This is a genomic window from Porphyromonas sp. oral taxon 275, assembly GCF_018127745.1.
Lineage (GTDB): Bacteria > Bacteroidota > Bacteroidia > Bacteroidales > Porphyromonadaceae > Porphyromonas.
In genome coordinates, this window is sequence record NZ_CP072333.1 from 1184051 (window position 1) to 1208626 (window position 24576).

Genomic DNA, 24576 nt, shown 5'->3' on the forward strand with positions numbered 1-24576 from the left:
AGCTAGGTCTACGGGAAGCGGGGCTATAGATGATCACGGAAATAGCGGGTGATGGTCTCATTGAGGTGCACACGATCCCGACCACGCACGTTGTGCTCATGCTCGGGGTAGATCATGTAGTCAGGATAGGTACCCGCCTTGACACAGGCCTCGACAAAGAGCTGCGTGTGCTGCCATACCACGACGGGGTCGATGGTGCCGTGGATCAGCAAGAGGCGTCCCTTGAGGTCACCAGCACGCAGGGCGAGGTTGGCTGCCTTGTAGCCCTCGGGGTTCTCCTGCGGGCTATCCATATAGCGCTCGCCATACATCACCTCGTAGCGGCTCCAGTCGATGACGGCTCCGCCCGCGACACCCACCTTGAAGGTCTCGGGGTGCGTCAGCATGAGGTTCGTCGTCATGAAGCCCCCATAGCTCCAGCCGTAGACGCCAAGACGATCGGCATCGACCCAGGGCTGACTCTTGAGGAACTCCACCCCCTTCATCTGGTCGGCCATCTCGTTGACGCCGAGCTGGCGATGTATGACCTGCTCGAAGTCTGCGCCACGAGCTGCCGAGCCGCGGCCATCCACGGTGAAGACTACGTAGCCGAGGGTCGCCATATAGAGGTCCCAGCCCGCGCTGCCCGCATGCCAGCGGTTCTGCACCAGCTGTGCGTGCGGTCCATTATATACGTAGACGATGGTGGGGTACTTCTTCTTCGGGTCGAAGCCGAGGGGCTTGATGAGCTTGTAGTGCAGGGATGTCTTGCCGTCGGCAGCCGTGATCATACCCATGGTGATCTCGGGCATCTGGTAGTCAGCCTCGGGATCCACGGAGGTCTTGAGCTGCTTGACCCGCTTCCCCGTCTTCACCGAGACAATCCGCCATTGGCGCATATCCTTGAGCGACTCGAAGGTGTCGATGAGGTAGTTGCCGTCGGGCGAGAGCTGCGCCTGATGCCAGCCGAGCTCTAGGGTCAGGAGCGTCTGCCGCTGGCCGTCGAGGCCGATGCGATAGACATTGCGGTTCGTCGGGCTCTGCTGCGTCGAGCTATAGACGAGGGTCTCACCTCCATCGGCAAAGCCGAGGAAATCCACGACCTCCCAATCCCCCCGTGTGATCTGCCCGAGGAGCTTGCCCTCCGTCGTGTAGCGGTAGAGGTGCATATAGCCGTCACGTCGGCTCTGCCAGATGAACTCCTTAGGTCGGCCAGGCACGAAGCGCAAGGGATGCTGAGGCTCTATGTACTTAGCGTTCTCCTCGACGAAGAGGGTACGCAGCACCTCGCCCGAGCTAGGCGCATAGGCCTTGAGCTCCATGCGCGTCTGCTCGCGGTTGACCTCCGCAATGTAGATCTCCTTGCTATCAGGTGCCCAAGAGATGTTGGTGAGGTACTTATCTCGTGGCATCCCCGTCTTCATGTAGCTCAGCTTACCTGTCTTGAGCTCGTAAACGCCTAGGGTCACTTCGTGGCTCGGCATACCAGCCATAGGATAATAGAGATCCTGACGGGTTGCCTTACGAGCATTGATATGGACGAGCGGATAGGGCGCGATCATCTGCTGATCCATACGATAGAAGGCGAGGTACTCGCCGTCGGGACTCCAAAAGAGTCCGCCACTAATCCCGAACTCATTCTGATGTACCGTCTGTCCGTAGACGATGGTAGGACTCCCGTCGGTGGTGAGCTGCTTGAGTTGCCCGCCCTCGGCGAGGTAGACGTTATTGCCCTTGACGACCGCTGCATGCTTGGCCGTAGGATCGAGAAGGAAGGCTTGCTCGCCCTTAGTATCCTGATCGAAGGTCGAGACGAGCTGACGACGCTTTAGGTCTAGGACGTAGTGCTTCTTAGCGTAAGTCAGCTGAAGGAGCCCCTTATCCTTACCGACCAACTGGAAGGGCAGGAAGAACTTAGCAGGGTGCTCCTTAGCATCCTCGCCAAGGAGGCTAAGGAGTTCGCTCTGGCTCATCAAGAGCTTAGGCGCCTTAGCCCCCCCGACCTCGGCATGCATGAGCCCCTCGGAGTCGATGTAGATATAGTCCTTGCCGAACCATTGAAGCCCTCGGATAGTCTCGGGGCGTAGCTGGTCTGGGCTACCAGAGGTAAGCTCAGCGAGTGTGGGGACCTTGCGCTGCGCCTGTGCGTGCAGCGGGGTGGAGGCGATAAGCACAGCCATGGAGAGAAGCGGTACTAGCGATCGAATATTCATCGGGTAATAGCTCTAGTGTGGTGTGTATGTAGTTTGATCTAGGTCAAAGGGTGGAGAAACTAGGCTAGCGTGTGGGGGCGGAAGGGGGCTGCACATAGGTCGCAGAGCACTTGCGCGTCTCATCGACACGACAGCTCACGAGCTCAATCCCCGTCCCCGCGAGTTGCTGCGGGCCGACGACACGCACAAGGTACTCGGCGATCTGCTCGGCAGTGGGATTGAAGGGGACGACGCGTATATCCTCGGGGACAAGGCGCTGCAGCTCGGGCAGAAGGGGATCCTCAGACCAGAGGAGCGTACGATGATCCCAGTGCAGCTCTAGCCACTGACAGAGGCGGCTATTGATCTCGGAGAAGTCGATGACACGCCCTAGACTGTCCAGCTCGGAGGATGCGCAGACAAAGTGTATGCGATAGTTATGCCCATGCAGGTGCTTACACTTGGACTCATGCCCTACGACACGATGCCCCATACAGATGTCATGATAGCGCTCGGCTGTGATCATTCCTAATAGCTCTTTTCGTTCTTCTTACTAGCGTACTACACAAAGATACGGCGAATTCCCATAAAGACACAGCGCCACAAGACCTTGCCCTTAGCGCTACCCTATCCACTAGATCGAGCATAGCGATAGGATCTGTTAGCCCTTCCCTAGAATAAGCATGCCAGGGAGAAAAGCGGCGTACCTCAGCCCTTCCTTTCCAGCGCGAGAAATTAATGGCCGAAGCAAGGCGACTGCCTTTGGCTAGACTTGAGAGGGATATCCCTCAGCCAGCTGACTGATAAGCCTCACACCCGCGACCGACGCCCCTCAGAGCGCCGACTGATATCCCTCAGGGAAGCTCTCCCCTACCCCTAAGCTCGCCCAAGCATAATCCAGCCTTCGCATACCACAAGGGAACGGAGGGATCAAGGATAGCCTCATACCTCCACTCTAAGCCTAGTCTCTAAACGCAGATCGGGGACATCCAGATAACTGGATGTCCCCGATCTTATTCTTGACCTTTCGGTGCGATGCTACTTATTCAGCGCTCATCAGCACGACGCGGTTCCATACGTTCTCAGCGTAAGGCTGTACCGTGTCACCCTTCCAGTCAATCTTCAGGCGATCGCGAGAGATGCCATACTTCTTGACGAGGATATCAGCGACAGCTTCAGCACGACGCTTGGAGAGCTTGTAGTTGTAGTCAGGCGTACCCGTCTTGCGGTCAGCGAAGCCTACGAGCGTGATGGTCTCCGTGTTGTTCTTAGCGTACTCAGCGATGTTGTAGACGTTGACCATCTGGTTGCGGTCTACCACTGCGCTGTTGAGGCGGAAGTAGATCACGTTACCGACGACCTTAGCAGCTGCAGCAGGTGCAGGCACGATGTCTGGGCAGCTTTCAGGACGCTTAGCCAGCTCGGCATTCTCAGCACGCAGCTTGTTGATCTGACCATTGAGGTCGCTGATCAGAGCAGGGTCATTAGGCGTAATAGGATCGAACTCCTTCTTACCCAGGTGGAAGGTGAGCGAAGCACCAGCCTGAGCGTAGTAGTCCGAGTGGTTGTTAGCCACTGCCTGAGCCCCTGGGAGACGGAAGTTAGCACCCGAGACCTGACCTTCGATGTTGAAGTCTACGACGCGGCTGAGACGGAACTTCAGCTGAGCACCCCCGAGGAGGACAGGACGGAAGGCATTGTTCTTATACTCTACACCACCAGCCGTGATCGTCGTGTTGTAGCCGAAACCAATCCCTACGAAGGGGATCAGGTGGAAGACACGGTTCTCACGATAGGGCGTGAAGTAGTTAACCACATCCAGCATGAAGTCTGCATGAGCCCAGCCGTAGGTAGCCTTGTGACGGAGGTAGCCGTTATGCGTTGCAGCTACGCGACCAAAAGGACCGTAAGGCTTGGAGAAGTCATAGAGCTGACCACCCTGGAGCTGCACACGCATCCCGAAGGAAGGCGTCATCCAGCGACCTACTGCGATATTGGGGTTGACGAGGCTGATGCGATCAGAGAAGGAAGCGTGCTTGTTCTCACCTGCGAGGTTGATGACAGCAGCATCCCCTACTTCGATGAACCAGTGAGCCGTGGCCTTATCCTTAGCGAAAACCGTGCGCGAGCTACGGCTCTGTACTTCCTGAGCCTGAAGGCTACCAGCAGCCACGAGGCTTGCTAGTGCAAGCGTAATAACTTTCGTATTCATTGCTATTCTTTGTGTCGTGTTACTGTGAGTTACTTAGAGCGGATGACGACGACACGATTCCAGCCGAGCTCTGCTGCGCTGTAAGGTGCTTCACCAGCTTCCTTCCACTCAACCGTGATCTTATCAGAGGATACACCGTACTTGTCGGTCAGCAGCTGAGCGACGGCACGAGCACGCTTTTCAGCGAGGCCCTTGAAGCGGCTTTCGTTCTTAGCTACATAGCCCGTCACGACGATCTCACCTTCGTTCTTAGCGAACTCAGAGGCATCGAAGACCGTGATCAGCTGATCCTTGGAGACAACAGCCTTACCCTGCTCGAAGAGGATGGACTTATCCGTAACGAAGCGGTCAGCTGCGGGAGCTGCGGGCTGAGCGAGCTCGAGGTCGGGGCAGCTTTCGGGGCGCTTAGCCAGCTCTGCATTCTCAGCACGGAGCTTGGAGATCTGACCCTGGAGACCGTCGATGTAGTTCTGATCCAGAGGCTCAACAGGGGTGAAGCCCTGACGACCGACGTGGAAGGTAAGACCAGCCAGAGCCGTCAGACGACGGGAGTTGTAGAGCTGATCAGCGGGATAGTTGGAGCGAAGCGCGAGGTTGTTGTAGGTAGCTTCACCTTCGAGGAAGATGTCTACACGCTTAGCCACATGGAAAGCGAGCTGGATACCAGCGTTCCCAGTCAGCGCATGTACGTTAGGCATACCCTTGACGCTGTTGTGGAACTTGTACTCATACCCAAGACCAACGTAAGGGATCAGGTGGAAGAGACGATCCTCACGGTAGCTGGAGAAGTAGTTAACGACATCGAACATGAAGTCGTAGTGACCACCTACATAGTAGTTATCGTTGCGATAGCTACCTGGAGCAGGATGGAAGGTGTAGGTCTCACCGCCAACGAGCTTAAGACGGTTGGCATAATAAGGCGTGTGCCACTTACCTAGTGAAAGAGCCGCTGCGAAGGAAAGACGATCCTTGTAAGGAGTAGAGCGGTTCTCCCCCCTGAACATAGCTGCTGCGCCCCCTGCGAGAGAGACGAAGTAGTTAGTCCCAGGCTTGTGAGTGAATGCTACCGTGTGTGCAGGTGCATCCGTCGACGTGTGCTGCGTCTGAGCATTAGCAGAGAGGCCTACGAGACCCGCTAATACAAGCAGCGAAGACTTGAGATTCATAATACTGTATTCTTATAAGCTGATTATCTTGACTCTTTATTTTCGGCAAAGATAGCATTTTTCTTTACATTCGGCCATATCCTGCGAGCAAATCCGTTGACACTTTGCTCATCCCAGCGTTCACTCATATCCTCTAGCCTCGCTCCAAAGTTAAGCACAAGTAATCAAATGCTAAGCATTTACACTAGACCACCAAGGAGCACGCAGGAACACGACTCAATTGTGACACATCCGACATCCTTGAGTCGACGCAAACTAGGATTAGGCAAAAGCCAAGCCCTAGAGGCAATAAACAGCGGCATCCTAAGCCCGCCAAATAGCACGAGCAAAGCGAGGCCACGCTGACTGATACCCATGAGCTCGCTGACTGACGGCTCTCAGCGCCGTGACCGATATCCCTCAGTCCGCCGACTGATAAGGATAAGGCAGAGCAAAGATATCCATAAATAGCATAAGGGCATAATAAAGCGCTTCGCCCCCTTTACAAGGTACGAAGCGACAAGGCATATCACAGCGCAGCTCTTCTCTGCTAGAGCAAAGACGGCGCAGGGAGGAGAGCTAAAGAAAAGAGGGCAGAGAAAGCGGGCGCTGCTCCTGCTCGGAGCGGGCGCTAAGCTCGATCACCGCACTCCAAAGCGCAGCATCGTAGACACTGATATCTAGGGGAAGCCCCTCGCGCAGGCAATGAATGAGCCGAGCATCCATCGCATAGTTCATCACGTTGGGTACGCCCTTAGCATCCCCTTCGGCCACAAACGAAGCCAAGGGCGAGCGCGGCCGAGCGTGCAGCTCCTCAAGGAGCGCCTCCCCCATCAAGGCCTGCGCCCAGGCTCGCTGCTGCAGGATAGGCAGGGGATACTTGGACATATAGCCCTCCGTACCGACAAGGGACTGCAGGCGCGAATAGGGGCGCGGGCTGTGCAGGTCTAGCTGTAAGAGCGCCGTACGGCCTCGCTCCGTCTGCAAGAGTACGGTGCTGTGGCGTTGCGTCAAGGGGAGCCCTGGAGTCGAGGCACAAGCGTAGAGGCTCGTGAAGCGATCCCCTCTATAGATGCCGAGCAGCTGCGCCATAGGCCCGAGGCCATGGGTAGGATAGGCGTTGCCCCCTGCAAAGGGATAGCGCTCCCCCATCCAGTGGTAAAGCTGATGATCTCGGGGTAGCTCGGTAGGGTCTTGCCCCTGTAGGTTGTGGATATAGGCGCCCTCAGCATGCTTCAGTTCACCAAAGTCGCCCGCCTCAACTCGGGCGAGCATCTCCAGATGGAAGGGGTCGTAGCAGCAGTTCTCCAGGAGGAAGCAATGACGCTGCGTGCGCTCCGCCGTATGGACCAGCCGCCAGCAGTCCTCCAGCGTGAGGGCTGCGGGCACCTCTAGGGCAACATGCCGCCCCTGCTCCATGGCAGCACAGGCGAGCGTGGCATGCGAATACCAGTCCGTGCAGATCAGCACCAGGTCGACCTCATCCGAGGCGAGCGCCAGCTGACTATCCTGAGTAGCGAGGGCTACCCGCTCCCGACCGCTTCGCTCGAGGATGAGCTGTGCCTCCTCTAGATGCTCCAGGCTATGATCCACCAGAGCTGTAAAGCGGACGCCATCTACATAGCGGTAGCGCTCTAGGGTCTTCTGCCCGCGACTACCGAGGCCGATGAGGGCGATACGCACGCACTCTAGGGCTGGAGCACGGAGATGGAGGACAGACTGCGACATAGCGGACGGATCGTGTGAGGGGTCTATACAGACTTAGCTGCTACTTACGAGGATAAAGCGTCGCCTCAAGGATCTTCGTCTCCCCTCCCTCACTGAAGAGCTGGAGCGTGCTGTAGGGCGCGCGCGGGAAGACAAGATTGGTCATAGCGATGCGCCCATCGGCGACGAAGAGCTCCGCAATACTGCGATCGAGGAAGAGGCGCAGCTCGTAGTTCGGCCCCGAGACGAGGCTAAGCGGCGCCCAAGTCGCGAGGGCAAAGTCATTATGGTAGTTCAGCGCCTCGTCCTTGCGCCAGTCGCCGCTCTCCCGCTCGTGGGACTTAGCCTTCAGTCCGAAGTCCACCAGTCCGCTCTGCGTACGATCCATGACGACGCGGCCCCGCTCTAGGTCTAGGTAGACGGGGAGGCGATCTCCCTTGGCATTACTCAGCATGAGGCCACAGCGCTGCACACCCGGCTGAGGTGCCAGGCGGAGGACGAGCTCGTAGCGATCACCGAGCGGGGCGAGCTGGTCAGAGAGGAGAAGGCTGTCGCGCGTCGCATCCGCCCGCTTGAGGTCCTGAGCTTGGCCGCGACGCTCGAGCAGCTCACGAGCAGGCCGAGCTCCGACGTAGCTACGACCTCCCGAGGTGAAGAGGAAGAGCTCTCGAGGGAAGCCCATAGCCCCACGGGTCGTGCGGAAGGGCGTCACATCGGCGTACTGCCAGTTGCTCACCCAGGGTAAGCCGAGCACCCGATCGCGCAGCCCCGAGAAGGTAACGAAGGCGTAATGGTCCTTACCGAAGTCCAGCCAGCGCGTGACCTCGGGCGTGCTATCGGGGACAAAGCGCTCGCCGTCGAAGTCACCCACGAAGTACTCCGTAGCACTACCACCGAAGGCTCCCCCAGGATTGATGTTGACGATCATCACCCAGCGACTGCGCCCCGTGTGCGGGTCGCGTAGCTCGAAGAAGTCCGGGCACTCGAACTGATTGGGACGCGCCCCATAGCCCTCCCCGAAGGCACTGACATAGTCCCAGTGCTTGAGGTCGGCCGAGCGGTAGAAGCGCATCTCCTTGTCCGCCGAGACGATCATATACCAGCTGCGACGCGGCGTGTACCAGAAGACCTTAGGATCACGAAAGTCCTGCACCCCGTCAGCAGCCGTGAGGATGGGATTACCCTGATACTTCGTGTAGCTCTGCCCTCCATCGGTGCTGTAGGCAAGGCACTGCGCCTGCCACTGCTTCTCCCCGACGAACTGATGCGCCGTATAGAAGGCAAGGAGTGCTCCCTTACCGAAGCCCGCCACCCCAAGCGTATCGCAGATAGCACTGCCTGAGAAGATATGCCCCAGCGTGTCACGCCTGAGTGCGGGCTGATGCTCCTGCCAGTGAAGGAAGTCCGTGGTCGTGGCGTGCCCCCAGTGCATGTTGCCCCACTTAGCCCCGTAGGGGTTGTACTGATAGTAGAGGTGGTACTTGCCCTCATGGTAGATGAGGCCGTTGGGGTCATTCATCCAGCCGTAGCACGGAGCGAAGTGGTCGGGGGCGCGGTAGCTGTCGGCAGGCTGCTCGGGTAGGCTATCGCTGAGGCTTAGCCTTTGCCAGCAGAGCGCCTCCTTGCTTAGGCCGACGACCTCGACCTCGGCAGCACGCCCCGCTGGGAGCTCTAGGGGCACGTAGTAGTCGACCCGCGTCACCGCTAGGCGTACATCCATATAGGGCATCTTGAGGCTATCGTCCCGCAGGCGCAGCAGCACCTCGGGCTGCTCCTCCTCGATGGGGAGCAAGAGGTAGCGCTTGGGCTGGGGGATATGGATCAGCGTGGTGCTGTCGTCGGGATGGCTCAGCATAAAGCCCGAGCTAGACTGGGAGCAAGCGCTCATAAGGAATAGGCAGAGGAGCGAGAGGAGGGAAAGGAGCAGCTTCACGATCTAAGGGGGCTAGAAGTCAAGATGCGGCTAGGGCTAAAGGACACGCGGGAGATCGGAGCTCCCCAAGAGGAAGGCACGCACCGCCGCGAGCTGCTCCAGAGCCATCTCCCGGCGGGTACTCGTCGTCGCCGTCCCCGTGTGGGGCGTCATGGCGACCTGCGGGAGCACGGAGAGCCCTGCGGAGGCACAGTCCTGCTGCTCGAAGACGTCCAGCCCAGCCCCAGCGATACACCCCACGGTGAGCGCCTCGACGAGCGCAGCCTCATCGACAACCGCGCCGCGTGAGGTATTGATGAGGACGGCATCGGGACGCATCTTCGCCAGCGCCCGAGCATCTATGAGGTGATGCGTCTCCGCACTGTAGGGGGTATGCACACTGAGGACACGGCAGCGAGCGAGGAGCTCGTCCATCGGTAGGTAGCTGATCCCTTCGGCCTCTTCCTCCGCTACGCTCAGGCGATGACGCTTGTAGTAGTAGACCTTCATCCCAAAGGCTCGGGCTCGGCGCGCGACAGCTGCCCCGATATTGCCATAGCCTAGGATGCCGAGCGTCTCCCCTTCGAGGTCAAAGCCCAGATAATCCATGCGGCCTATTCGGGGCTTGACCCCAGGCGTGCGGCGTATGAGGCCGTCAAGCTCGACGACACGGCGGGAGCAAGCCAGTAGCAGTGCGAAGGTGAGCTCGGCTGTAGCTGCGATCACCGCCCGTGGCGTATTCGTCACCACGATGCCGCGGGCTCGGGCTGCGTCGAGGTCTATATTATCGTAGCCGACCCCATAGTTGGCGATGAGGCGAAGCCGTGGTGCCAGGGCCATCAGTTCGCCCCCGAAGGGACGCCCAAAGACCGTACAGACGACCTCGGCCTCAGGCAGGAGCTGACGAAGCTCCTCGTCGCTGAAGTCGCGGCCTCCTGGGGGGCGTATCACCCGATGGGTCTCCTCGAGCCCGTCTAGGCTATCTAGCGGCAGGTCGAAGCAGTAAAGTATGGTCGCCATAGCACACTGGTGTGACTGATATTATTTTGCGGATAAAGGTAAGGATAATCCGCCAATCGGCCGAGCTATAGCACTCCTTAGAAAGCGGGAGATTCAGCTTGCCCGTATGCCCTATCCTTCCCCTGACTTCTCTTCCCCTCAGAGCATAGATATCTACAGGGCCTCCTTGCAGCGAGCCTAGACTTGCTTGCACTCGCTGTCCTCCTTGGGTAAGAGCGCCATGTAATTGAGGATTACAGCTACATTTGACTTGTGTATTTCAGGTTTATGCTCTGCCAGCTCTCGGTAGATCTGTAGCGCCTCTTCGCAGCAAGCTCGAGCTTGCTGGCCTTCATTGCACTCGACAAGCAGAGTTCCTAAATCATATAAGGTGAAGGCCAAGTCTTCTCGAAACCAGTCCTTACCCTTACCGATCAAGGCTCGGAGTTCCTCTATCGCCTTTTCGTAGTGGATTTGGGCCTTATCGTAGTTCTTTGTACGCCTAAGGAAAGCAGCATAATCGAGGTGCTCCTGCCGATCTGGGTTCAAGGCCATCAGACGCTCGTAGAATCCACCGACCTCCTCTAAGGAGAACTGGAGTTGAGCCGCCCTGATCAGTGACCAGAGGAGCAACTTCTCTCGTTCCTGCACTTCCTCTTGGTACATTTCGTAGAAGGCTGTCAGGCTTAGCCAGCTATCCTCGACGAGCACATCCTTAGCAGCCTCAATAGGCTGTGCGATATAGCTAAATCCATCCCCTCTCCACATCTCAGCTTCTTGGCCTAGAGCGTCGGCGAACTCAAAGCGGAGCCGCACAATATCTTGGATCAGGCTCTTGGCTTCCTCCGAGGGGATGCGTCCCTTACGTAGCAGCTCCTCGAGGGCTGCCTCCGTAGACTCTTGCCCTTCGTCGAAGGAAAGCTCCTTGAGGAGTGCTTGGATGTCCTGCGAAGTCATCTTGAGGCTTTCCTTCCGATCCATCCAGCCGTGGAATACCTCATCTAGCCTATAAATATCGCTGTAGGAGGGTTCAGTATCCTTATCTTCTACCATTGTTCTAAAGGGAGCCATTATATACTAATTACAAGGGTTCGATACCTCAAAGGTAATATCTTCCCCCTAATGAGGAGTGAGAGCATACATCTAGGACAAGTAGCTTCCCACCCCGCACTCCCGAGCCAACCGATAGGCCAAGCCAAGAGAACAAGGCCTATCAGCACAGGACACGATCATGGGGTAAAGGGAGCTAAGGGGTATCAGTCAGCTCGCCAAGGGACGTCAGTCAGGAGCGCGAGGGATAGCAGTCAGCTAGCTGAGGGATATCCCCGCGCGAAGCTGGAAGGAAGCTATCGCCTCGTGCTAACTTCCTCGCGCATTCCGCTCGGAGGACTTCGGACAAGCCTTGCAGCCGTCTATGCTTGGGCAACCCATCCGAGCAAGGACAGGCGCAGCGCAAAGCAAGGGCACCCTGCGCTATTATAGGCTAAGCTCTCGCAAAGGGTTAGCCCCTTTCCGCCCGGCCTACATTATGCGGCACTGCCAGAAGCTAGATACATAAGAAAGGCCTCGCCCCTGAGCCGTACAGCTCAGGGGCGAGGCCGTATTGTATGAGGACTGGTGCGGGGGCGCTAGTCGAGGACGTGACGCTCGGCATGATAGGAGGAGCGCACCAGCGGGCCACTCTCGATATGCCTTAGGCCCTTCTCCAGCCCAAGCGTACGCAGACGGGCGAACTGCTTCGGGTGGATGTACTCCACGACGGGCAGATGGCGGCGCGTGGGCTGTAGGTACTGTCCTATCGTCATGATGGAGACACCGCGGGCACGCGCATCGTCCATCAGCTCCAGCACCTCATCCTCCGTCTCCCCGAGGCCAAGCATGATGCCCGTCTTGGCAGGGATGCCACTGGCGGCGATGCGCTCGAGCACGCTCAGCGAGGTCTCGTAGGTCGCGACATGGCGCACCTCGGGCGTGAGGCGGCGGATGGTCTCGAGGTTATGAGATATGATCTTGGGCTGGCAGGCGATGATCTTGTCCACGAGGTCCAGGTGACCATTGAAGTCAGGGATCAGCACCTCGATGGTGACCTCGGGCGTCGTGCGCTTGATCGCCTCGATGGTCTCCACCCAGTGCTGCGCTCCGTAGTCAGGCAGGTCGTCGCGGTCTACGCTGGTGATGACGGCGTGGCGCAGCTCCATCTTCTTGATGCTCTGGGCAACCTTAAGCGGCTCGAGGGGGTCAAGCGCTGCGGGGTTCTTGCCCGAGAGCGTGTTGCAGAAGCGGCAGGCACGCGTACAGACCGCGCCTCCGATCATGAAGGTAGCGGTACCGGCGCTCCAGCATTCGCCTTGGTTGGGGCAGCGTCCGCTGTGGCAGATGGTGTTCAGCCCATGCCCCTCGATGGTCTGCTTGGTGTCGGTGAAGGTAGCGTTGTCGCCGAGGCGTATCTTGAGCCACTCGGGCTTGCGTACACGCACTACATTGCGTGCCTTGGGTGCTGCGGTCTCTTGTTGCATCGTCTAAGTAAAGGCCAGGGGACGGAGCGTGCCGCCCCGCTGGGAGTCTAGGTGCGTACTACAGGTGAGCCTTGAGGTAGGAGATCATCTTCTTATAAAGATGGTCGCGCGTCTTGCCCCCGTAGATGCTGTGATTCTTGTCCGTGTAGATCGCCATGTCGAAGGGCAGGTCCGCCTGGACGAAGCGCTCGGCGACGTCCATGGCATTCTGGACATGCACGTTGTCGTCGGCACTCCCATGTATAAGCAGCAGACGGCTGCGAAGGTTCGCTGCGACCTCGAGGACGGACGAGGCCTTGTAGCCCTCGGGGTTCTCACGGGGCGTACGCATGTAGCGCTCCGTATAGATGGTGTCGTAGTAGCTCCAGTCCGTGACGGGGGCGACGGCGATCCCGAGCTTGAAGGTCGTACCGCCGTGGCAGAGGCTCATGAGCGTGTTGTACCCGCCGAAGCTCCAGCCCCATAGCGCTATGCGGCTACCGTCGACGTAGGGCAGCTGGCTGAGGCTCTTGGCAGCAGCGATCTGGTCGGCGCTCTCCTTCACTCCGAGGCGCAGGTAGGTGCACTTGCGCCACTCCTCCCCACGAGCCCCGGTGCCGCGCCCATCGACGCAGGCCACGATGAAGCCCTCGGCAGCGAGCACCTGCTCCCAGCCGTAGCCATAGCTGTCGAGTACCTGCTGCGAGTCGGGCCCGCTATACTGCACCATCAGCACGGGGTACTTCTTGCTGGCGTCGAAGCCTAGGGGCTTGACGATCCAGGCATTGAGTGACTGCCCCTCGGCATTGCGGACGGTGATAAACTCCTTAGGGGAGATGCGGTAGCCAGCGAGCTTGGAGCGCAGGGCGGCATTATCCTCGAGCATGCGCAGAGGCTTAGGCTTACCCGTAGCGTAGACGGCTGTCACGGTCGGGGTATGCGCGTTGTGGAAGGTGCTGATGTAGTAGGCGAAGTTCTGACTGAAGATGGCGTTATTCGTCCCCTCACCCCCATCGAGGCGCGTCTTGACCCCCTTGGGATCGATACGATAGACCGAGCGGCGCATGGGCGAGGCGTCGGCTGCCTGGTAGTACATATTGCCCGCGGCGTCGGCGCCATAGAAGTCCATCACGTCGTACTTACCCGAGGTGATCTGGCGCTGCAGTACGCCCTTGTCGCTATAGCTATAGAGGTGGCGGTAGCCGTCGCGCTCGCTGATGTAGACGAAGCCTCCTGGGACGAAGTGGCAGTGCTGGAGGAAGCGGCTATCCACGTAGGCCTTGTTGCGCTCCTCCAGGATGAGCTTCGGCAGGAGCGTCTTGTCATTGACGTAGTAGAGGCGGAAGTGGTTCTGCTGACGGTTGAGGCTAAAGACTGCGAGGTTGCCATCTCGCCCTACGAACTCGATGCGGGGGATGTAGTAGGGCTTGCTGTCGCCGAAGTTCAGCTGCTTCTTGGAGCGGTCCCCTACATTATATATATGTACCGAGACCTCCGAGTTGGGCGTCCCTGCCTTGGGATACTTGTAGGTATATAAGCTCGGGTACTGACGTGCCCCGTACATGGGCATGCTGTACTCCTCGACCTTGCTCTCGTCGGTACGCACGTAGGCTAGGTAGTTATTGTCCTCGCTCCAGGTGAGGAGCTTCGTTACCTCGAATTCCTCCTCATAGACCCAGTCCGTCGTGCCGTTCATCACCTTGTTGCGCGCGGCGTCACTGGTGACGGCGACCTCGGTGTCGTACTCGAACTTCTTGATGAAGATATTCCCCTCGCGTACGAAGGCGACCATACGCCCGTCGGGGCTAAAGGTCGGGATCATCACCTTGCCTCGGTGCTCACTCAGCGGCTCTACCCTATTGCGGCGCACATCATAGTGGTAGGCCTCTGCCGTCCAGGAGCGACGATAGACGGCCTTCTTGTCACGCAGCAGGAGGATGTGATGCCCCTGGGGCTCGAGGATATAGTCATCGAAGGTCTTGAACTCACACTCCCTAGCCTTATCTACACTGAAGAGCGTATCCACCAGCTGCCCCGTAGCGAAGCTGTAGCGCAGGATAGCCTTGTGCGCCTTATCCATCATCGTGTAGTGGAGGCCGTCGCTCATGGAGCGCATACCTCGGCCTGCGGAGCGCGAGGCGAAGGCTCCCGAATTGATCTCCTCAATGGTCATCGTACGCCCCCCCTGCTGTGCGGCCAGCGCTGTCGTCAGCGATAGGCCGAATAGCCCCAGGGCAAGTAGTGTTCCTTTCTTCATTAGGCTAGCTGCATTAGTAAGTATTGTCTCTAAGGCAAAGATACGAAAAAGCCTAGGAGCGACTCAGCGAAGGAACGCCCCTAGGCTATAGGCGATGGCGCTGACGAGCGGCCTAAGGTCTACCTATATATAGTAGGAATGCTTGGGCTCAGTGCCATAGTCAGCCTCCTCGCAAGGGATGGTCAGAGCGGCTCAGAGCTGCAGCACCGCCCAGAGGCGCGGCGTACGGTCGGTGTGGGAGCGGGCATAGGCCAGCACCGTATAGTGGTGCTCCGTCTGATAGTGGTCGCCCATCAAGGTCGCCGTCTCGAGCCGATCACTGCCCTCGGGGCGGTAGACGAACTGATACTCCTGATAACCTTGCTTCAGAGGAAGGGCTAGCTGGTAGCTGCGTGTAGCCGCATCATAGCGCAGCTCACGGCGCTCCAGCGGCATGTAGCGGAAGGCCTCTCCCTCGAGGTAGACCTGTCCCGCTAGCGGCTCGGGACACTGAAGGCGGAAGCGGAGCTCGTGGTAGTCCCCCTCGGTGGCAAGATCCCCTCGGAGCGTGGAGAGTAGCTGCAGCCCCTGCCGCTGCTCCTCATAGCTGAAGGGCTGCCCCCCGCGCGGTTGACGGGGATGAAGCTCTAGACCTAGCAGCCCCGAGGCAGAGCGGTAGCTAGCAGCTACCCCCTGGAAAGGCCCGCGATCCGAGCGATGCTCTACGCGGTAGTAGCCACTCCCAGCGGCGAAGCGTGCCGCGGCACTCCCTCGATAGCTCAGCCCGTCTGCTCCCTCGTCAGAGGGCGGACCAAGACGCTGGGCTGTCTCCCAGCGGCCGTCCTGGATGACAAAGAGCTGGAGGCCCTTCCCCAGCGCCGCTCGATCCGCTAGACCGAGCCCTCGCAGCTCGACCTCGACCTGCTGCAGGCCTCCGCGCAGCTCCCCCCAGGCATCGGGCGTCACACGCCCCTCCAGCCGCAGGTGCTGCTCATAGACCGAGAGAGGCACGCGCAGCAGGCTACGTTCCCCCGACTCATCGAGGATCTCAAGGAGATAGTTGCCCGAGCGGCGGAAGAGCTCCGCCCCGAGGGCGAGCTCGTAGTGCTGATAGGGCTGCAGCGTACCGACACTAGGGCGTGGCGGGGGCAGCTGATCGCTGTCCGCCCCGCTGAGGTACTCGGAGGCGTATAGCTCCGACGCCCTCCAGTCGGGCTCACAGAGGCGAAGGCGATAGCTCAGCAGCGGCGCCCCCTGCCCCCCGAGGAGGTCAAAGGAGAGCTGCAGCATCTCGCTCGAGCCTAGCCGCAGCAGGCAGAGCTGAGGAGAACTGTGTGGCGGCTGCCCCTCGAGCCCGCAGGTCACCGCCCCCACCTCGGGGGCAGCCCAAGCGGGAGCCTCAGGGGGCACCCCAGCCGAGAGGAGCGAGGGAGAGAGGAGCAGCAGCCCGAGGAGCACACTCCGTAGCGTCCCGAAGGAGATCATCCGCCGCTAGCCTGCGTACTCCTGCATCTTGCAGAGGTACTTGCCTACGATGTCGAACTCTAGATTGACCTCCGTCCCCGGCTGGATGTACTTGAAGTTGGTATGCTCATGCGTATAGGGGATGATGGCCACGCCGAAGGAGGTCTTCTCCGAGTCACAGACCGTGAGGCTCACCCCATTGACCGTGATGGAGCCCTTCTCCACCGTCATGTAGCCCTTGCGAGCGAGCGCTGCATCGGTGGCGTGCTCGAAGCGGTAGAGCCAGCTACCATCAGCCTCCGTGACGGAGACACAGCGCGCCTTCATATCCACGTGCCCCTGCACGATGTGCCCATCGAGGCGACCACCGAGCTGCATGCTGCGCTCGAGGTTGACATGGTCGCCGAGCTGGAGGCTCCCGAGGTTGGAGCGGTCGAGGGTCTCCTGAATGGCCGTGACGGTATAGCGCCCTTCGTCAAGCGCGACGACAGTGAGGCAGACGCCATTATGCGCCACGCTCTGATCGATCTTGAGCTCGCTGGCGAAGGGACAAGCGATGGTCAGATGGAGGTTCTCTCCCTCACGTACTAGCCCGACGACTTCGCCGCAGGCCTCTACAATACCTGAAAACATATGCTGAGTCTATATAAAGATGTATAGCCCGCCTCCATGGAGCCGACCGAGGCTCTCGAGGCTGGGCTATACAAAGGTAGTACATTAGGCACTATAGCGCCCACGAGGGCGTGCCCCTATGGTGGGGATGCCGCGGGGGCGACGAAGGGGGCGGCTACTTGGCGTTCTCGGCCTTGTAGTACACGCGCAGCTCCTCGAGGTCACGCTCTAGCTGCTTGCGCACCTTGGCGTAGGAGGGATCGTCGAAGACGTTGTGCAGCTCGTTGGGGTCTTTCTTCAGGTCGTAGAGCTCCCACTTGTCGATGTCGCCGTAGAAGTGCATGAGCTTGTAGCGCGTGTTGCGGATCCCGTAGTGGCGGCGTACGGCATGCTCCCCAGGGTACTCGTAGAAGTGGTAGTAGAGCGCCTTACGTCCGAGGTCGGGCTCCTTGCCATTCTTCAGGAGCAGCTTGCGCAGCGAGGTCCCCTGGATGTCCTCAGGGATAGGCAGGCCAGCCATATCGAGGAAGGTAGGCGCGTAGTCGATGTTCTGCACCATCGTCGTCACGTCTCCGCGCTTGTCGTAGCCCTTAGGTAGACGCATCACCAGCGGAGTGCGCAGCGACTCCTCGTACATGAAGCGCTTGTCGAACCACCCGTGCTCGCCCATGTAGAAGCCCTGGTCGGAGGTGTAGACGATGAGCGTGTTCTCGAGGAGATCATGCTCCTTGAGGTACTGCAGGACACGGCCGATGTTGCGGTCAAGCGAATTGATGACCTTGGCGTAGTCACGCATGTAGCGGTTGTACTTCCATACCGCCAGCTCGCGCCCCTGCGGTGGGTTGGCGAAGAAGGCACGGGACATAGGCTCGTAGAGGCTATCGAACTTCGCCTTGACATCCGACTGGAGATCGCCGTAGATGTCCCTGATGTAGTAGCGTCCGAGGCCCGAGGGCTTGGGGTTGGTACGCATCTTCAGGTCATAGGTGATATCCATGTCCTTGAGGATATTCATCTGCTGCGCCGCTGCGGCAGGACGCCCCGCGTAGTCGTCATCGAAGGTCTCGGGCGTGGGGAAGGTCCTATCCTCATAGGCATTGAGGTCGACGGTATCAGCCATCCAGCAGCGGTGAGCCGCCTTGTGATGGATGAAGAGGGCGAAGGGCTTCGTCTTGTCGCGCTGCTCCAGCCAGTCGAGGCTCATGTCGGTGATGATATTGGTGACGTAGCCATGATAGCGTACGCGCTCCGTCTCCTTGGCATCCTGTCCGTCTGGGAGGCTGTAGCCCTTATTGAGGTGCATGCCCTTAGGCACGATGAAGTAGGGGTTGTAGTAGTCGCCCTGCCCTGGGAGGATCGCCCAGTGGTCGAAGCCCTGAGGGATGCCGTCGAGGTGGATCTTGCCTATCATCGCCGTCTGGTAGCCACCGGCACGCAGCAGCTTGGGCAGGGTCTGCTGGCTCTGGTCGAACTGGTGCGAGGTCTCGTTGTTGATCTTGCCATTCATGTGGCTGTGCTTCCCCGTGAGCATGCAGGCACGGCTGGGCCCCGAGATGGAGTTTGCCACGAAGCTCTCGGTGAAGCGCACGCCCTCACGCGCGATCGCGTCTATATTAGGAGTGGAGATGTAGCGCTTGTCGTAGGCGCTGATCATCTGATAGGCGTGGTCGTCCGACATGATGTAGACGATGTTGAGGGGGCGTGTGGCTGGTGCGGCCTTGGCTGCAGGGTGCTGCGCCTGAGCTACTCCTCCTACGGCGGCGAGGGTGCCCGCTACGCAGAGGATCTTCCGACTGTCCATGTAGTAGTCTTTTCTGGTGGGTGCTTATAAAGTTAGGTACGGAGGCGCGACCTCCGAGACAAAGGTAAGGATAATTGGCTGATAGGCGAAGCTCTGCCGCGAGGAAGGAGCTGCGCCCTCAGCCCCTGTAGCTCAGCTGACCTCGATCACCCTTCAAAGTCCCTCACGCCCCAGGTCACGCCGCTGGATCGCCGACTCCCAAGCCTCCCCCTATACACACGAGCGAAGCCCCTCTCCTTAGGCTAGGCCTAGGGGCATCCCGTCCTGTGCACGGTCAGGTGCCAGGGGTAATGAAGCCGAAGCCGTGGAGCGACAAAGCCAAGCGCCTCAAGGGACAGAGCTCAGACCCTAGGGGGACGAAGCTGACAGCCTAGGGGGAGGGAGAAAAGTAATATTATATTCCACCAAATGTTATATAACATCTCGCCGAATATTATATAAGAATCAGCAGGATATTATATAAGAATTGCCGAGATATTATATAAGAAATCTTGCACCCCCATAGGGAGGAGCTCGCCCACTCACTAGGGAGAGCACCCTTCTGCCTAGACGAAGCGCCCAGCGAGCGCCGCGCGAGCAGGCAGCTCCACTACAGGCTGAGCGCATAGATTTGCGTATCTTTGCGCCCAGCAGATGTGTATTCTGGAGTCCTCAATGATCATGATTAGAAGATCGTACCCCGTCGGTGCCCTCCTTGCGCTAGTCGCCTTCACCCCTCTAGCAGCCCAAAATGGCGAGTCCCCGAGCCGCGGACAAGGCCTCAACGTCCATGTGCTGGACAGCCTCCTCACCCAGGACGACCCGAGCTACTTCACCCCCCGCACGAGCCTTAGCCCCGAGCTGGAGCAGCGTCTACAAGCTGCCCCCAGCCTAGGTCAGCTCCTCTTGAGCTACTACCGTCAGGGAGGCTTGCCCCCGACGAACTATTATTCGCCCCTAGTGGCGCAGCTGCTGCTCCCCCGCCCCTGGGCCTCGGTGAGCCGTACGCCCCTGGGCCTCAGCTCCCAGCCCCAGCCGTCTGCAGCCCTCAGCATCCTCGCCCCCACAGAGGAGCAGCTGACGCGCCTCACGGGCTCCCCCAGCCCCTTCGACCTCACGAGCCCCCAGCTCAGCCCAGGCTACGGCCTTGGCCTCGCCCTACGCCGTGACTATCTCCGTCAGCTGGAGCTACGCCACCCCGAGTACTTCGCCAGTAGCAGCCCCGCCTCCACCCTTGCCCTAGCACGCCCGAGCGACTCGACCTCTGAGCGCCTCCTAGAGAGCTACACCAAGGAGAGCAAGCTGAAGAAGATCGACCTCCCCCAGCAGCGCAACTACGGCGACCTGCAGGAGCGCCACTGGCTCCCTGGGCTGGAGAGCAGCATCCAGTTCTCGCAGAACCAAGTCTCGGAGAACTGGTACAAGGGCGGTGCATCCAACCTCAACGTCTACATGCGCAACTACTTCTCCCTACGCTACATCACCGAGCGCGTGCTGTGGAACAATGAGCTGGAGAGCAAGCTAAGCATCTACAACGCCGAGAAGGACAGCGTGCACCGCTACCGCATCGCCGATGACCTACTGCGCCTACGTAGCAACTACGGCCTGCGCGCGTGGAACAAGGTCTACTACACCCTAGACGCAGAGCTACGCACGCAGCTCCTGCAGTCCCACCGAGAGAATAGAGAGAGCGTGCAGTCGGACTTCCTCGCCCCCTTCACCATCAATGTCGGGCTGGGGATGAAGTACGACTATTCGATGAAGTCCCAGAAGGTCTACGGCCGTGCCTTCAACTTCGCCATCAACGTCGCCCCCATCTCCTACACCTACCGCGGTACGCGCCGCCAGGATATCGAGCTAGCACGTCACGGCCTCTCGCCTGAGGAGCCCTGGTACCAACGTATCGGCTCGACCGTGCACTCTACCTGGCAGTGGAAGGTCAATATGAACCTCACCTGGACCTCCCGCCTCTACTTCAACACCTCCTATAAGAATGTAGAGGCCGAGTGGGAGAACACGCTGGACATGGCGCTCACCCGCTACTTCTCCACGCGCTTCAACCTCAACCTACGCTACGACGATGCCGTACGCCCCTACCCTGGCTGGCATCGCTACCTGCAGTACAACGAGCTCTTGAGCTTCGGCTTCAACTACCGCCTCTGATCCCCTCATCCCCTCACGCCCTCCGCAGCACGGATAGCTCCCATGACGCTTAGCCTTACCCTAGACTACTACACCCGCTGGGGCGAATCCCTAGCCCTACAGCTCGAGACCGCACAAGGCCAGTCACTCCACCCGCTACACACTACGGACGGGCGCCTCTGGCAGCTGGTGCTCGAGCTCGCGAGCACCAGCCTGCGCTATCACTTCGTACTGCTCGGCTCCGAGGGTGAGGTCCTGCGCCGTGAGGCCGAGGACCATCTGCTGGAGCTCGAGGGGAAAGAGGGCAGCAAGCTCTGCCTACGCAGCTGCTGGCGTGACCGCCCCAGCGAGCGAATGCGCTACAGCCGTGCCATCCGCGTGCTGGCCTCCGAGCCCGCCCCTAGCCCCTTAGTCTCAGCCGAGGCCGACCGTCCGCTTGTGACCTTCGTCGTCGAGGCTCCTGCCCTCGCCCCCACGACCGAGCTCTGCCTCGCAGGTAGTGCCGCAGCTCTCGGAGGCTGGCAGCCCGAGGCTGCCCTCCCCCTCCAGTACCTCGGCAAGGGACGTTGGGGCCTTAGCCTTGACCCGAGCCTCATCACCTCCGAGGCGGGCGCGCCCTCTGCCTACAAGTACCTTCTGCGCTCCGCGCTCGACGCTCCGCTCTGGGAGGAGGGCCCCGACCGACAGCTCCCGCTCGCCGACCTCACCGCAGCCAAGCCCCTCTACCTCGAGGACGGGCTGCTACGCATCCCCCTCGAGGCCCCTCGGCTGGCGGGCTGCGTCGTCCCCCTCTTCTCGCTCCGCAGCCCCAGTGACTGGGGCGTGGGCGATATGCAGGCGCTGCACGAAGCGATAGATGCGGTGGCCGAGCTGGATATGCACGCGCTGCAGCTGCTGCCGATGAATGACACCACCTTCTACCGCGACGCACGCGACTCCTACCCCTACAATGCTATCTCCGTCGACGCGCTGCACCCCATCTACCTCAGCATCGAGCGCCTTCCCCGCCTAGCGGATAGCGCCCTAGAGTCAGAGCTCCGTGAAGAGGCCACCCGCCTACGTGCCCTCCCCGCGCTGGACTACCCCGCCGTGCTGCAGCTCAAGGAGCGCTACCTCCGAGCCCTCTTCGCCGAGCGTGCAGCGGCCGACCTTACCAGCCCTAGCTATCAGGACTTCGCTCGGCGCAGCGCCCGTTGGCTGGAGGCCTACAGCTACTACAGCCTCTTGCGCGACCGACACCCGGGGCTGCCGCCCAGCGCCTGGACGGGCTATGAGCGCTACGATGCCGAGCGGCTACACTCTGCCCTCAGCACCGAGCAAGCGGAGCTCGATTACTACAAGTGGCTGCAGTACCTGCTGGACGAGCAGCTCCGTACCGTGCGGCAGCATGCCGAGGAGCGCGGCGTCTTCCTCAAGGGAGACCTCCCCATAGGCGTCGCTCCCCACGGGCTGGACGTATGGCTAGCGCCCGAATACTTCCACCTCGAGGAGTCGGCAGGCGCTCCGCCCGACGACTTCGCCGCCGACGGGCAGAACTGGGGCTTCCCCACCTACGACTGGGAGCGTATGCAGCGCGACGGCTACCGCTGGTGGCAGCAGCGCCTCGAGGGGCTGGAGCAGTATTTCCACGCCTTCCGCATCGACCACGTACTGGGCTTCTTCCGCATCTGGGAGATCCCGCGCTCGCAGCGCTCGGGCTTGCTCGGGCACTTCCACCCTGCTCTGCCCTACAGCCTCGAGGAGTGGCGTGGGCTCCTGCCGACGCCCTATCCCATCGAGCTGCTCACAGCGCCGCTTCTACATCGCAGCGACCTTGAGAAGGCGCTCGGAGGAGAGCGGCTGCAGCACTTCCTCTCCTCGGGGAAGCTCCTACCCACAAGCCTCAGCGAATACTACACCCTCTCCAGCGGTGAGCAGCAGGCCTTTGACGAGGAAGGGCTGGAGCTACTTCTACCGCTCTGCACCGAGACGGCGCTCATCGCCGACCCCTACCGTCCAGGGCACTACCACCCACGTATCAGCTGGGAGCGCAGCCGCCTCTGGCAGCACTGGAGCCCCGAGCTGCAGGCTGCCTGGGCTAGCCTCAGCCACGAGTACTACTATCAGAGGCACAACGCGCTCTTCCAGCACACGGCCCTGGAGCGCCTCTCGGGGCTCATCCGACATACCGACATGCTGCTCTGCGCCGAGGACCTCGGGATGATCCCCGCCACGGTGCCCGCCGTCCTCCAGGAGCTGCAGATCGCCTCCCTCGAACTGGAGCGCATGCCCAAGGTCCTTACCGCCTCGGGCTGGATATCCCCCGCGCACTTCCCCTGCCACTCGGTCGCAACGACCTCCACCCACGACATGCCGCCCCTGCGCGCCTGGTGGCATAGCCTCGGCGCAGACCGCCAGACAGCCTATCTCCAGGAGGAGCTCGGGCTCAGTCCCCTAGAGCTAGCCGAGCTCGATGAGGCAGGCATCTACCGCGCCATCGTCGAGGCACACCTCGCCTCCCCCGCCCAGCTCGCCCTCCTGCCGCTAGCCGACTGGACGGCCACCGACGAGCGTCTCTGGCTCCAGCGCCCCGAGGAGGAGCAGATCAATCACCCCGAGGACCCTCACCAGTACTGGCGCTACCGCTTCCCCATCGCCCTCAGCGAGCTGGTCTCCCAGCAGCCTGACTGGTGCAGCTACATCCGTCACATCATCCACTCAGCATCACGTATCCCCACGCTATGATGGAGCGCATATACGCCTTAGCCGAGGCCGACATCGACACCTTCGTTGGCACGAATAGGGCGAACCTCATCACCCTCTCCAACCTCTTCCCTAAGACGAAGCTACGCCTGCACCAGAACGTGCTGAAGATCCTCGGCGAAGACCAGGCCGTCGAGGAGCTCATGCATGTGCTCAGCGCCCTAGAGCAGCTCTGCAGCGAGTACAACCAGCTCACCGAGGCACAGATCATCGAGACCGTACGCCGCCTACGTAGTGGGCAGGAGGGCGGCGGGCAGCCCAGCGCCAGCGACGTCATCATCTACGGCATCCATGGCAAGGCCATACAGGCCCGCGGCAGGGCGCAGCAGCGCCTCGTCTCGGACTTCGGCAGCTGTGACCTCTGCTTCGCCACAGGGGCGGCAGGCTCGGGGAAGACCTTCATCGCCATCTGCCTGGCAGTAAAGGCACTCAAGGCTAAGCAGGTGCGCCGCATTATCCTCTCGCGCCCTGCCGTAGAGGCTGGGGAGAAGCTCGGCTTCCTCCCTGGGGAAATGAAGGATAAGCTCGATCCCTACCTCCAGCCGCTCTACGACGCCCTCGGCGAACTGATCCCAGCGCCCAAGCTCAAGGATCTGATGGATACGGGCGTCATACAGATCGCGCCCCTTGCCTTCATGCGCGGACGTACCCTCAGCGACGCCGTCGTCATCCTCGACGAGGCGCAGAACACCACCCCGCAGCAGATGAAGATGTTCCTCACCCGCCTCGGGATGAACTCCAAGATGGTCATCACGGGCGACTTCACCCAGGTTGACCTCCCGCGCGGCGTCCCCTCGGGACTTCGCGACGCCCTAGACAAGCTCGAGGGCATACGCGGCATCGGCTTCGTCCACTTCGGCAAGCAGGACATCGTGCGCCATCCCCTCGTCTCGGCCATCGTAGAGCGCTACGACGAGCGCGAGCGCGAGGCCGAGCAGTTCTAGACGGCTCCCAGCTAG

At 60.2% G+C, this 24576-nt stretch carries 16 protein-coding genes; 3 read left to right on the top strand and 13 right to left on the bottom strand.

All coding sequences use genetic code 11. From position 1 onward, the window contains the following. Positions 1 to 23: 23 nt before the first annotated feature. The 13 genes from J4862_RS04730 to J4862_RS04790 all read right to left on the bottom strand — a co-directional run bounded on the left by J4862_RS04730 (position 24) and on the right by J4862_RS04790 (position 18754). Positions 24 to 2192: a DPP IV N-terminal domain-containing protein gene (locus J4862_RS04730; protein ID WP_211787986.1), complete on the bottom strand. Its 2169-nt coding sequence runs from the start codon at positions 2190 to 2192 to the stop codon at positions 24 to 26. A 64-nt stretch (positions 2193 to 2256) separates the two neighbouring features. Continuing rightward, complete coding sequence (locus J4862_RS04735; RefSeq protein ID WP_211787987.1) at positions 2257 to 2697, bottom strand: 6-carboxytetrahydropterin synthase; 441 nt, start codon at positions 2695 to 2697, stop codon at positions 2257 to 2259. A 516-nt stretch (positions 2698 to 3213) separates the two neighbouring features. After that, positions 3214 to 4383, bottom strand: coding sequence for an OmpA family protein (locus tag J4862_RS04740; RefSeq protein WP_211787988.1), 1170 nt, complete (start codon positions 4381 to 4383; stop codon positions 3214 to 3216). 29 nt (positions 4384 to 4412) lie between these two features. After that, positions 4413 to 5549 (bottom strand): OmpA family protein, encoded by a 1137-nt coding sequence (locus J4862_RS04745; protein ID WP_211787989.1) that lies wholly within the window; start codon positions 5547 to 5549, stop codon positions 4413 to 4415. Positions 5550 to 6107: 558 nt separating this feature from the next. Further along, the gene (locus tag J4862_RS04750; RefSeq protein WP_211787990.1) at positions 6108 to 7256 is read right to left on the bottom strand and encodes a Gfo/Idh/MocA family protein; all 1149 of its coding nucleotides are present in this window, start codon (positions 7254 to 7256) and stop codon (positions 6108 to 6110) included. A gap of 40 nt (positions 7257 to 7296) precedes the next feature. Further along, a complete protein-coding gene (locus J4862_RS04755) occupies positions 7297 to 9090 on the bottom strand; it encodes a GH32 C-terminal domain-containing protein (RefSeq protein WP_249107392.1) in 1794 nt (597 codons plus the stop codon). Between the two features lie 114 nt (positions 9091 to 9204). Beyond that, complete coding sequence (locus J4862_RS04760; protein WP_211787992.1) at positions 9205 to 10167, bottom strand: NAD(P)-dependent oxidoreductase; 963 nt, start codon at positions 10165 to 10167, stop codon at positions 9205 to 9207. Between the two features lie 177 nt (positions 10168 to 10344). Beyond that, on the bottom strand, positions 10345 to 11199 hold the full coding sequence (locus tag J4862_RS04765) for a tetratricopeptide repeat protein (protein ID WP_211787993.1): 855 nt from the start codon (positions 11197 to 11199) through the stop codon (positions 10345 to 10347). Positions 11200 to 11774: 575 nt separating this feature from the next. Then, positions 11775 to 12662, bottom strand: coding sequence for a lipoyl synthase (gene lipA / locus J4862_RS04770; protein ID WP_211787994.1), 888 nt, complete (start codon positions 12660 to 12662; stop codon positions 11775 to 11777). Positions 12663 to 12720: 58 nt separating this feature from the next. After that, positions 12721 to 14898, bottom strand: coding sequence for a S9 family peptidase (locus tag J4862_RS04775; protein WP_211787995.1), 2178 nt, complete (start codon positions 14896 to 14898; stop codon positions 12721 to 12723). Positions 14899 to 15090: 192 nt separating this feature from the next. Beyond that, positions 15091 to 16362, bottom strand: a complete 1272-nt coding sequence (locus tag J4862_RS04780) for a type IX secretion system plug protein domain-containing protein (RefSeq protein ID WP_211787996.1) — start codon at positions 16360 to 16362, stop codon at positions 15091 to 15093. 6 nt (positions 16363 to 16368) lie between these two features. After that, a complete protein-coding gene (locus J4862_RS04785) occupies positions 16369 to 16974 on the bottom strand; it encodes a riboflavin synthase (RefSeq protein WP_211787997.1) in 606 nt (201 codons plus the stop codon). Between the two features lie 154 nt (positions 16975 to 17128). Beyond that, on the bottom strand, positions 17129 to 18754 hold the full coding sequence (locus J4862_RS04790; RefSeq protein ID WP_211787998.1) for a sulfatase: 1626 nt from the start codon (positions 18752 to 18754) through the stop codon (positions 17129 to 17131). A 660-nt stretch (positions 18755 to 19414) separates the two neighbouring features. On the opposite strand from J4862_RS04790, the gene J4862_RS04795 reads away from it, so the two are divergent. From J4862_RS04795 to J4862_RS04805, 3 genes are read left to right on the top strand one after another with little or no spacing between them, the layout of a single operon-like run. Next, positions 19415 to 20896: a DUF3078 domain-containing protein gene (locus J4862_RS04795; protein WP_249107393.1), complete on the top strand. Its 1482-nt coding sequence runs from the start codon at positions 19415 to 19417 to the stop codon at positions 20894 to 20896. 42 nt (positions 20897 to 20938) lie between these two features. After that, positions 20939 to 23599, top strand: a complete 2661-nt coding sequence (locus J4862_RS04800; RefSeq protein WP_211788000.1) for a 4-alpha-glucanotransferase — start codon at positions 20939 to 20941, stop codon at positions 23597 to 23599. Continuing rightward, positions 23596 to 24561, top strand: a complete 966-nt coding sequence (locus J4862_RS04805; RefSeq protein WP_211788001.1) for a PhoH family protein — start codon at positions 23596 to 23598, stop codon at positions 24559 to 24561. The genes J4862_RS04800 and J4862_RS04805 overlap by 4 nt, the downstream gene beginning before the upstream one ends. Positions 24562 to 24576: the final 15 nt, after the last annotated feature.